We start from the raw sequence: 13707 nt of genomic DNA, 5'->3' as shown, positions 1-13707 counted from the left end.
CGACATTTTCCTGTAAATATTGTCACATCGGGAACGTTTGCGATGTTTTTTGTTTAATCAGCTCATATAAATAGGAAACGGAGCGGAAGGCGTATCCTTTCTCAACAAGCTCTCCGCCTTTAAACAGCAAAAAGCACGGAACGCTTTCAATCTGATAGGCTTTGGCGAATGCAGGGGAATAATTCACGTTGTTTTTATAGAAGGCGGCGCCGGGCAGCATTTCTTCGACGACAGTAAGCATTTTGGACGCCAGCTGGCATGTGCCGCAAAACGGGGTGTACAAATACAGGAGATAAACGTCATCCTGAATCGATTCGAGTTCATTTTCTTGGAGTTCTTTCATGATTACCACCTCAGGTCGTTCTTTTTCAAAAATACAGTGTCAGCATCAAAGCCGGCTCTGATCAGCACAGATGCGAGATGATGGCCCGGGCACGACTCGACTTGCCTGTATGTTCTGTCTATATAAATATGGCGCGCTTCGGGAAGCTCCCGTTTCAGCTGTTTTCTTAATTTTTCTCCGGAGTCATCTGCGTCTGTTAAAATATAGACGTCTCTGTCAAACAGGCGGTCCGCCAGATCTTCCAGTTCGGTTTGGCCGATCGTCCCGTTTGTACAGACGATTTCCGCGGGTTCGATGAGCACTTCGCTGACTTTGATTTTATCAGATTTTCCTTCTACGATAATGACCTTTTCATCTCCGTTGTACATAAGCGCGTCACCTGCCGATTGTTTTAGCGTCAGATTGAAAAAGAAGGCAGTGAAATTCACCGCCAACTGTTAACACCAGCCATTCTCATAATCGCAATCGACATATTTCGGATCGCTGCCGTTTATGACATCGGCTGTTTTATAAAATTTTTGATTTTCAAATGAAAAGCCCTGTTTGAGCTCGTACTGGTCCATGCCTGTCATCTCGCCGATGGCTTCATTTTCGTGAAACAAGGAAAACCGGCCGTTTTGAAAGCGGCCCGTAACGTTCTCCGTCACATCGACCTTTTGTTTATCAAAAGCCATTTTAGACACCTCCCGTTACAGATAGAATGTCCAAATGGCCCGTTTGCTATCCGATCAGTCTTCCTGTGTCATTTCGTCATATTGCTCGGAAGTCATGAGGTTTTCGATTTCTTCAGCATCAGCCGGTTCCACGACGATCATCCACGCTTTTTCATACGGAGACTCGTTTACGAATTCAGGACTGTCATCAAGGTCTTCGTTCACTTCCGTCACCGTTCCGTTAATCGGTGCGTACAGTTCGGAAACGGTTTTGACGGATTCCACGCTGCCGAATGGCTCGTCCGCTTTAATTTCGGCGCCGACTTCCGGAAGCTCGACAAAGACGATGTCGCCAAGTTCGGCTTGCGCGAAATGTGTAATCCCGATGCGGGCTTTTCCGTCCTCAACTTTGACCCATTCGTGCTCTTTGGAATAACGCATATCTTTCGGTGTGCTCATCTAAATCCCTCCATTTTTTTCTTATAATAAGAAGATACCATAATTCTTTGAACCTGGCATTACATCCAATATTTTTCGAATTGGTCTTCTTTAAAGCCGACAGTGACTTTTTCGCCGTCTGTCGTAATCGGGCGTTTCAGGAGCATACCGTCTGATGCCAGGAGTTCGAGCTGTTCATCCTCTGACATGTGGTACAGTTTTTCCTTTAAGTTCAGCTCGCGGTATTTCATTCCGCTCGTGTTGAAAAACTTTTTGAGCTCAAGACCGCTCTTCTCATAGAGGTCTTTAATTTCTTCTTTCGACGGAGTTTCCTCCGCGATATGTATTTCGTTTATTTCCTTACCGCGGTCTTCCAGCCATTTTTTCACATTACGGCACGTTCCGCATTTAGGGTACCAGTAAAAATTTAACGACATCTTCTTCACCCCTTGTAAATGATCGTCGTTATTTTAACACAATCACTTGTAAAAACCTATAACGTTGCTTCGTGAAAAAGCGCCCCTGATGAAGGAGCGCTTTCAGCATGTGATCAGACCGTATATTTTTCTTCACGGAAGACGGCGGCTGCCGCTTCACGTTTTTTCTGAATGAGGTTTTTCGGCGTCAGGCGCGTCAGTTTGCGCAGCACGGAAAGCATCATGCGGAGGGAATCTCCTTCCTCCATGGCGATCAGTGATTCTTTGGCGTGCGCTTCAATGTTCTGAAGGGCTTCCTGGGCAAAGATTTCCGTATATAACAGCTTCTGCGCGGCTTTTTCGGCACCGTCCGCCGCAATTGCTTTTTCCGTTCTGAGGACGGCAGATTCCAAAGCGTACAGCGCGCTGACAATATCGGCAATGTTCACCATGATTTCCTGCTCGCCTTCGATCTCTTTGCCGTATTTCTGCGCCGCGAGACCCGCTGTCAAGAGGGCGATCTTTTTCGCCTGTCTGACAATGTATTTTTCCTGTTCAAGAGGTTCTGAGCCCGGCTCTTCAGGCATCAGCATCATGAGTTCTTCTTGGAGCGCTTTTGCTTTTTCAAAGAGCGGCAGCTGACCTTTTACGGCTTTTTTCAGGAACGTGCTCGTTACGATCAGGCGGTTGATTTCATTTGTGCCTTCAAAAATTCTGTTGATTCTTGAGTCGCGATAGGCACGCTCCACTTCATATTCCTGCATAAATCCGTAACCGCCGTGAATTTGAACGCCTTCATCGGCAATATAATCAAGCGTTTCAGAACCGCACATTTTGTTGAGCGAGCATTCAATCGCGTACTCGGCGATTGACTTCGCGACTTCGCGTCCGTCTTTTTGCTCCTCTTCCGTCAGTCTGCTCATATTATCTTCGAATAAGCCCACTGTTCTGTATACAGAGCTCTCCATCGCGTAAAGCCGAGCTGACATCGTCGCAAGCTTTTCCTGAGTGAGCGTGAAGCTTGAGATCGGCGTTTTAAATTGCCGGCGCTGGTTCGCATAAGCGGCAGACAGCTCAATCACCCGTTTTGAAGCGCCGATTGTGCCGACGGCAAGCTTGTAGCGCCCGATATTCAGGATATTAAAAGCGATGACATGGCCTTTTCCGATTTCGCCGAGAAGGTTTTCTTTCGGGACTTCCGCCTGATCTAAAATCAGCGTTCTTGTCGATGAACCCTTAATCCCCATTTTTTTCTCTTCCGGTCCCGTTGATACGCCCGGATAGTTCTTTTCTACGATAAATGCGGAAAATTTATCTCCGTCCACTTTAGCGTAGACGACAAAGACATCTGCAAAGGCGGAGTTTGTAATCCATTGCTTTTCTCCGTTAAGAATATAGTGTGTGCCCGCTTCATTCAAAACAGCCGTGGTCTTCGCGCCGAGGGCATCTGAACCTGAACCGGGCTCAGTTAAGGCGTATGCCGCGATTCTTTGTCCTGAAGCCAAGTCCGGCAAATAGGTTTTTTTCTGTTCTTCCGTTCCGAAGAACACGATCGGCAATGAGCCGATACCGACGTGAGCGCCGTAAGACAGCGAAAAGCTGCCGGCACGTGAAAACTTTTCCGTAATGAAGGCTGAACTGATTTTATCCAGGCCGATTCCGCCGTACTCTTCAGGCACGTCTGCTCCGAGGAGGCCGAGATCTCCGGCTTTTTTCAGCAGTCTGACCGAATGCTCGAACTGATGGTTTTCAATTTCATCGATATAAGGAAGCACATCGTTTACGACATAGTCTTCTGTCGTTTTGCCGATCATTTTATGTTCGTCTGTAAAGTCCTCCGGGGTGAATATTTGATCATATCCCGTCTCTTCAATCAGAAAGCTGCCGCCTTTTTTGACGTTGACCGTTTCCTGTTTCATGCTTCGTTTCCCCCTTGTTTTAAATGAGCTCAAATACGCCGGCAGCGCCCATGCCGCCTCCGATGCACATCGTCACCACGCCGAATTGCTCGTTTCTCCGTTTCATTTCATGAATGAGTGACAGGGTCAGCTTCGTTCCCGTGCATCCGAGCGGATGTCCGAGCGCGATGGCGCCTCCGTTGACGTTCACCTTTTCTTCATCTATCCCAAGCGATCTGATGACTTGAATGGCCTGTGAAGCAAAGGCCTCATTCAATTCAAAAAGCCCGATATCCTGTAATTCGAGTCCGGCAAGCTTGAGCGCCCGCGGAATAGCTTCAATCGGACCTATCCCCATTACCTCAGGCGGAACGCCGCCTACGGCAAAGGAACGGAATTTGACAAGCGGCGCCAATCCGAGCGACGATGCTTTTTCGCGATCCATCAGCATGACAGCCGCCGCGCCGTCACTTGTTTGTGAAGAGTTCCCGGCCGTCACGGTTCCCGTTTTAGAAAAAGCCGGACGGAGCTTCGCCAAGACGTCAGCCGATGTGCCGGGACGAACGCCTTCATCTTGAGAAAAGGTAAATTGTTTTTTCCGCGGCTTATGGTCATCACCGACTTCTGTCAGCGATACTTCAACCGGCACGATTTCGTCATTGAATTTGCCTTCTTTAAGGGCTTTAGCGGCATTCTGATGGCTGCGGACGGCAAATGCATCCTGGGCTTCTCTGGATACGCCGTACGTTTCGGCGACCTGCTCCGCTGTGTGCCCCATGCTCATGTAATACTCAGGCGCATGCTCAGCCAAAGCGATATTCGGGCGGGTCACATGCCCCATCATCGGAACTTGCGACATGGATTCCGCACCGCCCGCAATGACGGTGTCACCCGCGCCGATCATGATTTTTTCAGCACCGTAAGCGATGGATTGGAGACCGGAAGAGCAGTAGCGGTTCACCGTAATGGCCGGCACCGTATGAGGAAGCCCCGCCAGCGCACCGATATTCCGCGCCATATTTAATCCTTGTTCGGCTTCAGGTGTTGCACAGCCGATAATTAAGTCATCGATATTTCCTTCATAGCCGCCTGCCCGTTTCAGCGTTTCTTTTACACAAAGCGCGCCTAAATCATCAGGACGAACGGCTGCAAGCGATCCTTTTTTCGCTTTTCCGACCGGGGTTCTCGCACCGGCCACAATGACTGCTTCTCTCATAAACACCCTCCTAGTTCCGTAAAGGTTTGCCTTTGACGAGCATATGCTGCATTCTCGCTTGAGATTTCGCCTCGCCAGCGAGGCTTAAAAAGGCTTCTCTTTCAACCTCGAGTAAATATTCTTCTGAAACCTCCGTGCCGAACGGGACTCTTCCGCCGGCAATGACATGGGCCAGCTTCTTTGCAATCTTCATATCGTGATCAGATAAATAACCCGACCGTCTCATTTGGTCTGCTCCGAGCAGTAACGCCGCACAGCCGGTTTCTCCGGTGACTTTCACTTTTTTGCGGGCAGGCGGGCGGTATCCGCTGTCATATAAGGAAGCAGCCAGCTGTTTCGCATCGTGCAGCAAGTGATCCTGATTCATGCTGATACGGTCTGCCGCGGACAAAATCTTCATATCACGGGCTTCGTGTGCCGAACCGGACACTTTGGCAAGCGCGATTGTTTCGAAGGTTTTGATGGCCGCGTCCATCAGTTCACTTCCGCCGTCCAAATAATTCATGTACAGCTCTTTGTTTCCTCCGCCGCCCGGAATAAGGCCGACGCCGGTTTCAACGAGACCCATATACGATTCGCTCGCCGCCTGAACGCGTGCCGCCGGGAGACAGACTTCCGTTCCGCCGCCGAGTGTCATCCCGAATGGCGCCGCGACAACGGGTTTAGCGCTGTATTTGATGTTCAGCATCGTCTGCTGAAAACGGCGGATGACAAAATCGACTTCCATGAAGTTATCATCCTGAGCTTCCATCAAAATCATCGCAAGGTTTGCTCCCGCGCAGAAATGTCTGCCTTGGTTTCCGATGACAAGTCCTTTAAAATTCCGCTCCGTTTCCTCAAGCGCATTGTCAATCATCTGAATAATGTCTAAGCCGATCGCGTTGCTTTTCGTATGAAATTCCAGCAGCGCGACATCATCGCCGAGATCAATCAGACTTGCGCCGCTGTTTTTACTGATCACGCCTTTTGTTTCTTTTAACGCTTGCAGGCTGATCCGTTTCGGATTTTCTTTCACGGCCCTGTATTGGCCGTCTGAATAGTAAAATGGTGTTCCGTTTTCCTTCATATAAAATGTTTCATGGCCCTGATCAAGCATTTCTTTCACCCAGCCGGGGAGTGCTGCGCCTTCTTCTTCGAGCCGCTCCGCTGATTTTCTGACGCCGATGGCATCCCACATCTCAAACGGGCCGAGCTCCCATCCGAAGCCCCATTTCATGGCGTCATCAATTGCTTTGATATCATCAGCGATCTCACCTAAAAGCCGGGCTGAGTATAAAAGTGTTTGCGATGTGATATTCCAAAGCAGGCGTCCGGCGCGGTCATCGGAATATACAAGCGCTTTCATTTTGCCTTTGGCACCCTTTGCCTGTTTGGCGGCTTCTAACGCGGGCGTCTTCATTTTCGAACGCTCACCGTATGTCATGGTCAGCGGATCGAGTTCATATATTGTTTTACCTTCTTTTTTGTAAAAACCTTGGCCTGATTTGCTGCCCAGCCAATTGTTTTTCAGCATGTCATTCATAAATTCAGGAAGCTTAAACATGTCTTTTTCAGCGCCGTCGGCTTTATCATACACATTTTTTGCCACATGGGCGAAAGTATCAAGCCCCACAACGTCAAGGGTTCTGAAGGTCGCGCTTTTCGGTCTGCCGATCAAAGGCCCGGTCACCGTGTCCACCTCGCCGATGCGGCAGCCGGAAGAAAGCATTTCTCTTACCGTGACCAGCAGGCCGTACGTACCGATGCGGTTGGCGATAAAATTAGGCGTGTCTTTTGCGATGACGACACCTTTCCCGAGCGTGTTTTCTGCAAATGAAGTCATAAACTCCAGTACGTCAGGATCTGTTTCCTGAATCGGAATGATTTCCAGAAGCTTTAAGTAGCGGGCCGGATTAAAGAAATGGGTTCCTAAGAAATGAGCTTTAAAATCGGCAGATCGGCCTTCCGCCATTTTTGTGACGGAGATACCGGACGTATTGCTCGACACGATGCTTCCCGGTTTCCGGTATTCATCAACGAGTGAGAAAATCTGTTTTTTTACGTCAAGATTTTCGACGACGACTTCAATAATCCAATCAGCATCCTTCAATTGAGCTGCGTCATCTTCCAAATTCCCCGCCGTTATATAGTCGAGATTGGCAGCCGAAGTCAGCGGCGCCGGTTTTTGCTTCAGCAGCTTTTGCATGGCCGATCGGCTCAGTCTGCTGCGGACCTCCGGGCTTTCTAATGTAAGCCCTTTTTTCATCTCATCCTTTGTCAGCTCGTTTGGCACAATATCAAGCAGCAGGACGGGAATTCCGATGTTAGCCAAGTGCGCGGCAATTCCGGACCCCATAACGCCTGATCCGAGAACGGCTGCTTTCTTTATAAACTTGTGCATGAGTCATCCCCCTTGAACTTTGAATGAATAGTCATTCATTTTTTCGGCAAAAAAAATGAAACCCTTTTCTTCTTTCATCTTAAAAGATTTTCAGGATGACTTCAATAGCAAATATGGAATTTTTTTAAATTTTTCGGCTTCCGCATGTTCCATGGTGCGGGCGGGAAACTTAAACCCGGAGGTGAAGGGAATGGTGCGAGGGAGAAAAGATCCGTCTTCTGCCGCAGTGAGCGCGGCCAGCATGAAAGGAAATGCGGGACCGAAGCAAAAATACGGCGGCGGCAAACGGACGAGCCAAAATCAGCAATATAAAAAAGACAACATGGAATAACATGCTGCGGCTGCTTTTTGGAGCAGCCGTTATTTTTTGAAGATCCCTTTCAGCACAAATGCCGCGTTTGCCGGGCGCTCGGCAATTCTTCTCATCAGGTACCCGTACCAATCGGTTCCATACGGGACATACACCCTCATCCTGTATCCTTCTTCAGCAAGCTCCTTCTGGCGCTCCGTTCTGATGCCGTACAGCATTTGGAATTCAAACTGCTCCCGGGGAATCTGATGTTCGCTGATGAGTGTTTTCGTATAAGAAATAATGTCATCATCATGTGTCGCCACCGCCGTTTCATGGCCGCTCAAAAGCTGCAGCTTAATCAGCTGCTGAAAATGAAGATCGGTTGCTTTTTTATCAGGGAATGCAACGGCCGCCGATTCTTTATAAGCGCCTTTTACAAGCCTGAGCCGCGGCTTGTATGGCATCAGACCGCTGATGTCTTCAGCTGCGCGGTACAAATAAGCCTGAATGACGGTGCCGAGCATCGGAAAATCCGGCTTGCACCGCTTATACAGCTCAAGCGTACGGCCGCATCTTGAATAGTCCTCCATATCAATCGTTACAGGCACGCCGCGTTCTTTTGCCTCCGTCAATATGTCTCTGACATGCTGTTCCGCGAGTTTCTCGGAAATATCCAGACCGATGGATGTTAATTTCAGCGACAGCTCACAATCCAGTTGATTCTCGGCAATCGCCCTGATTGCTTTTTTACATTCTTCCGCCGTCCTTTTCGCATCCTTCTCTGACCCCGCATATTCACCTAGATAATCAATCGAAGCCGACAGCCCTTTTTGGTTCAGCCGCTTTACCGTTTTCACAGCTTCCGTGAGTGTTTCCCCTGCAACGAACCTTCCCGCGCCGAAGCGGATTCCGTAAGCCTGGGCGAATTTTGTAAGCATTTTATTTTTCGACAAAAATAAACATATGCTCCGCAGCAAAGATGAACTCCCTCCTTTTCTTTTATTCGTGTATGAATTTCCGATCGCAGAGAAAGCTAAAAAGGACAGAATTGAAGGAGGCGTTTATATGAACAACCAAGAGCAGAACGGAAACTTGCCGCCTGCCGTCATCTCAACGAAAGACCATTTGTATCTTGAGGACATGCTGAACTGGAATCTGCTTGCCATGAAAAAAGCGCATTTTATGGCGGAACACTGCCAGAATCAGACGTTAAAACAAGAGCTTGATCAAATCGGCCGGATGCATCAGAAACATTATCAGCACATATTGGGCCGCTTGAACCCCGATCAAGGCGGACAGACAACAACAGGCTATATGCAATAGGAGGACAATACATGGAACAGCAAAATCAAAAAATCACGAATCCGCAAACGCCCGTGCCCAATACGGCGCAAATGAATGACAGAGACTTGGTGAATGAGCTGCTGACGACGGAAAAATACATCACGGCTTCATATTGCACAGCCCTGCACGAGTTCAGCCACGAGTCTCTTTATCAAGATATTCAGGCGATTTTCGATGAGTCACAAAAAGCGCAAAGAAGATTATACGATGTGATGTTTCAAAATGGCTGGTATTCCATTGAAGCAGCCGATACCCAAAAGCTTCAGCAATCGTATCAGAAGTTCCGGCAGACTATTCAGCAGCAGTCTCCCTACCAGCAGTAAAACGAAGAAGGATTTGATGTTTTCGCCAAGCATCAATCCTTTTTTTATTTTTGCACAAAAAGATTGACTTATCATTAATCCTTATTTATATTTAACTAATGTTAATTATTTTCTCAAGGAACAAGATGAGGAGGAGTTATGAAAAACGCGGATCAATATGTGTCTGACATCCAGAAATCTCTTCAGACGCTGCTGCAAAACATACAGCCTGAAATGGTGGAAAGCATGGCAAAACACGAGGTGACGCCTGCCCAATTATTTGTTTTAGCCAGCCTGAAAAAATACGGGAGCTGCAAAGTTTCCGAAATTGCGGAACGCATGGAGGTAAAACCGAGCGCAGTGACGCTGATGGCCGACCGCCTCGAACAAAAAGGACTTATCGTCCGCAAACATAACCAGCAGGACAGACGCGTCATCGACATCAGCCTCACCAAAAAAGGCGAAACAAAATTCGAAGAAGTTGTGGAAGGACGGAAAGCGATACTGGCGCGAAACCTGTCCGTTCTGACTGACGATGAACTGATTCAGTCCGTGAACATCATCCGTAAAGTAGCTGAAGCAGCCGAGAAATACGCGGCTGATCAAAAAGAAAACGAATAGAAAAGAGGAGCTGCCGAAACATGAGCATTGAAAAGAAAGATCCAAAACGCACATTATTAATAACCGGCTTAATCATCGCCATGTTTTTCTCAGCCCTTGACGGCACCATCGTAGGAACGGCGATTCCTAAAATCGTGGGTGACCTCGGGGGATTAAGCATGATGACGTGGCTGACCACAGCATATCTTTTAACTTCGACGACGATCGTTCCGATTGCGGGGAAACTTGCAGATTTATTGGGGCGCCGCGTCGTCTATGTGTCAGGTTTATTGATTTTTATGGGAGCTTCCGCACTGTGCGGAATGGCCAGCAACATGACGGAACTGATTATTTTCCGCGGACTTCAGGGAATCGGCGGCGGTGTCATGATGCCGATGGCTATGATCGTCATCGGGGATTTGTTCACAGGGAAACAGCGTGCCAAGTTCCAAGGGCTTTTCGGGGCGATTTACGGGCTTGCTTCCGTGATCGGCCCGCAAATCGGAGGATGGATTGTTGACTCATTAAATTGGAAATGGGTTTTCTATATCAACCTGCCTGTCGGAATTTTAGCCGTGATCTTTATCGCAAGAGGACTTCAAGGCAGAAAACAGACCGGGCCGATTAACTTTGACATCGCCGGCATTTTCACAATGATCGTCGGAATCGTCAGCCTCCTCCTCGCGCTCAGCTTCGGAGGAAAGGATTACGCATGGGGCTCTTGGCAGATTCTCGGTCTCTTTGCGCTTGCACTTGCCGGGATTGTCGGATTCATTTTCGCTGAAATCAAAGCAAAAGAACCGATTCTGCCGATGTACCTGTTTAAAAACAGAACGTTTACCGTACTGAATCTGATCGGCTTTTTCATGAGTATCGGCATGTTCGGCGCCGTCACGTTTGTTCCTTTCTTTATGCAGGGAATTATCGGAGTCAGCGCCACCGCGTCCGGCACGATTATGACGCCGATGATGGTATCTATGATTATCACAAGTATTATCGGAGGCCAGCTGGTTTATAAGATCGGTATTAAACCGCAAATTATGATCGGCATGCTGATCATGGCCGTCGGCTTCTTCTTATTAACGACTTTGCAGCTGGATACAAGCAAGCTCGCGGCTACATGCTATATGGCCGTGATCGGTCTGGGAATGGGGCTCGTCATGCCGCTTCTCACGCTCGCTCTGCAAGAAACGTTTTCAAAAGAAGAGCTGGGTGTTGTGACCTCTTCAAGCCAATTTTTCCGGATGATCGGGGGAACGTTCGGCATTACGGTGCTCGGCGCTGTCATGAATGCCAGATCAGGAAGCCTTTTAACCGACAGACTGGTGCCTTACTTAGACTCACTGCCGAAACAGGCAAGTGCCTTTGCTGCCCAGTTTAAAGGTATGATTGACAAGAATCCTGAAGGGCTGCTTCAATCCTTGTTCAGCCAGGAATCGATTAAGCAGATTCCGGCCGCATTTTCTTCCCATATCGTGCCGGTTTTGAAAACGTCACTGATGGATTCGCTTCACAGCGTGTTTTTCACAGGCCTGGCCTTTATCGCTGCCGGATTGATCCTCACGCTGTTTGTTAAATCAATTAAACTGACAAACAAAAAGACAGGCAAACAAGAAGAAAAGGCGAAAGCCGTTTAACAAAGAAAAATCCCGCGGATGCCGCGGGATTTTTTTATATCATCTGGGCCTCCCCGTTTCCGAATGACCAGTCTTCCGCCGCATTGCCTGAGAGGACGATAAACACATCTTCTTTTCTGACGCCCAGCTTTTCGTGCAGCCGGTCAGCCAAATGCTGATAGAATGCTTGTTTCTGATGAGTTGTTCTGGAGTTTTTCAAAGTAAAGCGGATAAACATCAGTTCATCGCTCCGCTCGACTTGAAGATATGACGGATCATAGAAAAACTCCCCTTTTTCGTGCTGATGCACCACTTGAAAATAGTCATCATGCGGAACATCAATCATCTCCGTCATGGCGGTGTGAATAACGGTGCTCATTTTTTTGAGCCAAAGTCCGCTTTTTCCTTTCTGTAAATGGATCTGTACAAACGGCACATTTCTCTCTCCTTTCGTCACATCGTCTGGCCGCAATCGGCTGTTATGATTTGTCCCGTCAGTGATTCCTGCTCCAGCACAGAGCAAATCAGTTCTCCGATATCTTCCGGAGCGGCGATCCGTTCCAGCGGAAGGCTTCCGGCAAGCCGGTACATCGTCTCTTCCCGCCCCGTCCACCATCTTGTTGCAACGGCTCCGGGCGCGACACAGCATACACGGATGTCCGGCGCCAGCGCATGGGCCAATGATTTTGTCAGGCCATGCACCGCCGCTTTGGAAACGGCATACGGAAGGGAAGAACCCGCTCCCGTCAGGCCGGCGATGCTCCCGACATTCACAATAGCACCTGACTTTTGCTTTTTCATATGAGGCGCTGCCGCTCTGGCGCAATGAAACATCCCGTTTACATTGACAGCAAATAATTCATCCCATACTTCTTTCGTTGCAGATTCCAAATCATGAAGCGGGATATGTCTGGTAATGCTCGCATTATTTACGAGTAAATCGAGGCTTCCGAATCGGCTGGCCGCTTCGTTCACCATGTCTCTCGCCTGTTTGTCTATAGAAACGTCCGCTTGAATGGTCATCGCGTGTCCGCCTGCTTTTATTATGAATTCCGCCGTTTGTTCCGCTTCCGTTTTTGAATGTGAATAGTTAATGACGACTGCCGCTCCCCGTTTTGCTAAGGCAAGGCACGCCGCTCTTCCGATTCCTGTACCGCCGCCTGTGACCAGTGCCGTTTTATGTTGTAAATTCATGGCTTCTTCTCCTTTTACGTTCGATGTTCATCAGCTGATATGTTTATTGTAATGGATATCTGCATTTTCGTATAATGATTGTTAAAGATGTTTTATATCACAAAAAATGATAGCAAAGAGGGAGAGATGACAATGGAAAGCGGAGATTTGCGGATTTTTCAGATGGTGGCCCGTGAAGGTTCCATTACAAAGGCGGCTGCGCGTCTCGGCTATGTGCAGTCAAACGTGACGGCCAGAATCCGCCAGCTGGAAGAAGATTTGAAAACCGAGCTGTTTTTCCGCCATAACCGCGGGATGACGCTGTCTTCAAGCGGTACGGTGCTCCTCCATTATGCAGATCAGGTCGTCGGTCTGATAGAAGAAGCCAAAATGGCGCTCGCTTCAACAGACAAGCCGAGCGGACCGCTTATGATCGGCTCCACCCAGACAACAGCCGCCGTCAGGCTGCCGAAACTTTTAGCCTCTTATTATGAGCGGTATCCTGATGTGGAGCTGTCCCTTACGACAGGGCATACACAATATGTAACTGATAAAGTTCTTCGCTATGAATTGGACGGCGCATTTATCGGCTGTCACTTTCATCATCCGGATTTGCACTCCATCCCGGCCTTTGAAGAAGAAGCCGTTGTCGTGACTCCCGCTGCCGTCACCGCTATAGAAGAAGCGGTAAAAAAGCCGCTTCTTGTGTACAGTACGGGATGCACGTATCGTGACACATTAGAGCGGTGGCTTCATTCCATTGGAACGGCGCATCCGGCCATTATGGAATTCGGCACCCTTGAAGCGATTATCGGGGGAGTGACGGCGGGGCTCGGCATTACGCTGCTCCCGCGAAGCGTAATTACGCAGCACGCCGCACTGGGTGCTGTTCGGTTATGGACCATTCCCGAATCTTTCAGCCTGATGAAAACGGAATTCGTCACGCGGAAGGATTCATATATGAGCAGTGCATTACAGGCCTTTATTAATTCCTTTTCAGCAAAAAAAGCTTCCGGCACCTCTCTTTGATGCCGGA

17 protein-coding genes are annotated in these 13707 nt (G+C 48.6%); 6 read left to right on the top strand and 11 right to left on the bottom strand.

Translation table 11 applies throughout. The features are described 5' to 3' along the window. Positions 1 to 22 precede the first annotated feature (22 nt). The 8 genes from OQ477_RS15405 to OQ477_RS15370 all read right to left on the bottom strand — a co-directional run bounded on the left by OQ477_RS15405 (position 23) and on the right by OQ477_RS15370 (position 7344). The gene (locus OQ477_RS15405) at positions 23 to 343 is read right to left on the bottom strand and encodes a thioredoxin family protein (protein ID WP_003151847.1); all 321 of its coding nucleotides are present in this window, start codon (positions 341 to 343) and stop codon (positions 23 to 25) included. 2 nt (positions 344 to 345) lie between these two features. Next, positions 346 to 711, bottom strand: coding sequence for a toprim domain-containing protein (locus tag OQ477_RS15400; protein ID WP_022553744.1), 366 nt, complete (start codon positions 709 to 711; stop codon positions 346 to 348). 69 nt (positions 712 to 780) lie between these two features. Further along, positions 781 to 1017, bottom strand: a complete 237-nt coding sequence (locus OQ477_RS15395; protein ID WP_003151845.1) for a YusG family protein — start codon at positions 1015 to 1017, stop codon at positions 781 to 783. A 54-nt stretch (positions 1018 to 1071) separates the two neighbouring features. Continuing rightward, on the bottom strand, positions 1072 to 1455 hold the full coding sequence (gene gcvH / locus OQ477_RS15390; protein WP_003151844.1) for a glycine cleavage system protein GcvH: 384 nt from the start codon (positions 1453 to 1455) through the stop codon (positions 1072 to 1074). Between the two features lie 59 nt (positions 1456 to 1514). Next, entirely contained in the window at positions 1515 to 1871 is a 357-nt protein-coding gene (locus OQ477_RS15385; protein ID WP_265973069.1) for an arsenate reductase family protein, read from the bottom strand. Between the two features lie 113 nt (positions 1872 to 1984). Beyond that, positions 1985 to 3769: an acyl-CoA dehydrogenase family protein gene (locus tag OQ477_RS15380; protein WP_007613612.1), complete on the bottom strand. Its 1785-nt coding sequence runs from the start codon at positions 3767 to 3769 to the stop codon at positions 1985 to 1987. Between the two features lie 19 nt (positions 3770 to 3788). Further along, positions 3789 to 4964, bottom strand: coding sequence for an acetyl-CoA C-acetyltransferase (locus OQ477_RS15375; RefSeq protein ID WP_265973066.1), 1176 nt, complete (start codon positions 4962 to 4964; stop codon positions 3789 to 3791). 10 nt (positions 4965 to 4974) lie between these two features. Continuing rightward, positions 4975 to 7344 (bottom strand): 3-hydroxyacyl-CoA dehydrogenase/enoyl-CoA hydratase family protein, encoded by a 2370-nt coding sequence (locus OQ477_RS15370; protein ID WP_265973065.1) that lies wholly within the window; start codon positions 7342 to 7344, stop codon positions 4975 to 4977. 190 nt (positions 7345 to 7534) lie between these two features. On the opposite strand from OQ477_RS15370, the gene OQ477_RS15365 reads away from it, so the two are divergent. Further along, a complete protein-coding gene (locus tag OQ477_RS15365; protein WP_003151836.1) occupies positions 7535 to 7675 on the top strand; it encodes a YuzL family protein in 141 nt (46 codons plus the stop codon). Positions 7676 to 7704: 29 nt separating this feature from the next. Here the strand turns inward: OQ477_RS15365 and OQ477_RS15360 are convergent, their stop codons facing one another. Beyond that, positions 7705 to 8613: a proline dehydrogenase family protein gene (locus OQ477_RS15360; protein ID WP_144664277.1), complete on the bottom strand. Its 909-nt coding sequence runs from the start codon at positions 8611 to 8613 to the stop codon at positions 7705 to 7707. 88 nt (positions 8614 to 8701) lie between these two features. On the opposite strand from OQ477_RS15360, the gene OQ477_RS15355 reads away from it, so the two are divergent. The 4 genes from OQ477_RS15355 (at position 8702) to OQ477_RS15340 (ending at position 11519) form a co-directional block, all read left to right on the top strand. Continuing rightward, positions 8702 to 8959 carry a hypothetical protein gene (locus tag OQ477_RS15355; RefSeq protein WP_012118389.1) on the top strand — a complete coding sequence of 86 codons (258 nt, stop codon included), beginning with the start codon at positions 8702 to 8704 and terminating at the stop codon, positions 8957 to 8959. Between the two features lie 11 nt (positions 8960 to 8970). After that, the gene (locus OQ477_RS15350) at positions 8971 to 9303 is read left to right on the top strand and encodes a spore coat protein (RefSeq protein WP_003151830.1); all 333 of its coding nucleotides are present in this window, start codon (positions 8971 to 8973) and stop codon (positions 9301 to 9303) included. Between the two features lie 138 nt (positions 9304 to 9441). Next, positions 9442 to 9903 carry a MarR family winged helix-turn-helix transcriptional regulator gene (locus tag OQ477_RS15345; RefSeq protein WP_032876626.1) on the top strand — a complete coding sequence of 154 codons (462 nt, stop codon included), beginning with the start codon at positions 9442 to 9444 and terminating at the stop codon, positions 9901 to 9903. A gap of 20 nt (positions 9904 to 9923) precedes the next feature. Further along, positions 9924 to 11519, top strand: coding sequence for an MDR family MFS transporter (locus OQ477_RS15340; RefSeq protein ID WP_007410079.1), 1596 nt, complete (start codon positions 9924 to 9926; stop codon positions 11517 to 11519). A 34-nt stretch (positions 11520 to 11553) separates the two neighbouring features. On the opposite strand, the gene OQ477_RS15335 is transcribed toward OQ477_RS15340, so the two are convergent. Then, positions 11554 to 11934, bottom strand: a complete 381-nt coding sequence (locus tag OQ477_RS15335) for a tautomerase family protein (protein WP_031378375.1) — start codon at positions 11932 to 11934, stop codon at positions 11554 to 11556. 17 nt (positions 11935 to 11951) lie between these two features. Continuing rightward, positions 11952 to 12692: an SDR family NAD(P)-dependent oxidoreductase gene (locus tag OQ477_RS15330; protein WP_039253936.1), complete on the bottom strand. Its 741-nt coding sequence runs from the start codon at positions 12690 to 12692 to the stop codon at positions 11952 to 11954. A 132-nt stretch (positions 12693 to 12824) separates the two neighbouring features. Between OQ477_RS15330 and OQ477_RS15325 the strand changes: the two genes are divergently transcribed. Beyond that, entirely contained in the window at positions 12825 to 13700 is an 876-nt protein-coding gene (locus OQ477_RS15325; protein WP_032876621.1) for a LysR family transcriptional regulator, read from the top strand. The last annotated feature ends 7 nt before the right edge of the window (positions 13701 to 13707 follow it).

Origin of the sequence: Bacillus sp. ChL18, assembly GCF_026241425.1 — a bacterium.
Taxonomy (GTDB): domain Bacteria; phylum Bacillota; class Bacilli; order Bacillales; family Bacillaceae; genus Bacillus; species Bacillus velezensis.
The sequence above is the reverse complement of the archived record's forward strand: the minus strand, read 5'-3'. Positions and strand labels throughout refer to the sequence as shown.

Bases quoted from the DNA above. Each gene is read 5' to 3' on its own strand.
- OQ477_RS15405 (WP_003151847.1), bottom strand. From the start codon at position 343: ATGAAAGAACTCCAAGAAAATGAACTCGAATCGATTCAGGATGACGTT.
- OQ477_RS15400 (WP_022553744.1), bottom strand. From the start codon at position 711: ATGTACAACGGAGATGAAAAGGTCATTATCGTAGAAGGAAAATCTGAT.
- OQ477_RS15395 (WP_003151845.1), bottom strand. From the start codon at position 1,017: ATGGCTTTTGATAAACAAAAGGTCGATGTGACGGAGAACGTTACGGGC.
- gcvH (WP_003151844.1), bottom strand. From the start codon at position 1,455: ATGAGCACACCGAAAGATATGCGTTATTCCAAAGAGCACGAATGGGTC.
- OQ477_RS15385 (WP_265973069.1), bottom strand. From the start codon at position 1,871: ATGTCGTTAAATTTTTACTGGTACCCTAAATGCGGAACGTGCCGTAAT.
- OQ477_RS15380 (WP_007613612.1), bottom strand. From the start codon at position 3,769: ATGAAACAGGAAACGGTCAACGTCAAAAAAGGCGGCAGCTTTCTGATT.
- OQ477_RS15375 (WP_265973066.1), bottom strand. From the start codon at position 4,964: ATGAGAGAAGCAGTCATTGTGGCCGGTGCGAGAACCCCGGTCGGAAAA.
- OQ477_RS15370 (WP_265973065.1), bottom strand. From the start codon at position 7,344: ATGCACAAGTTTATAAAGAAAGCAGCCGTTCTCGGATCAGGCGTTATG.
- OQ477_RS15365 (WP_003151836.1), top strand. From the start codon at position 7,535: ATGGTGCGAGGGAGAAAAGATCCGTCTTCTGCCGCAGTGAGCGCGGCC.
- OQ477_RS15355 (WP_012118389.1), top strand. From the start codon at position 8,702: ATGAACAACCAAGAGCAGAACGGAAACTTGCCGCCTGCCGTCATCTCA.
- OQ477_RS15350 (WP_003151830.1), top strand. From the start codon at position 8,971: ATGGAACAGCAAAATCAAAAAATCACGAATCCGCAAACGCCCGTGCCC.
- OQ477_RS15345 (WP_032876626.1), top strand. From the start codon at position 9,442: ATGAAAAACGCGGATCAATATGTGTCTGACATCCAGAAATCTCTTCAG.
- OQ477_RS15340 (WP_007410079.1), top strand. From the start codon at position 9,924: ATGAGCATTGAAAAGAAAGATCCAAAACGCACATTATTAATAACCGGC.
- OQ477_RS15330 (WP_039253936.1), bottom strand. From the start codon at position 12,692: ATGAATTTACAACATAAAACGGCACTGGTCACAGGCGGCGGTACAGGA.
- OQ477_RS15325 (WP_032876621.1), top strand. From the start codon at position 12,825: ATGGAAAGCGGAGATTTGCGGATTTTTCAGATGGTGGCCCGTGAAGGT.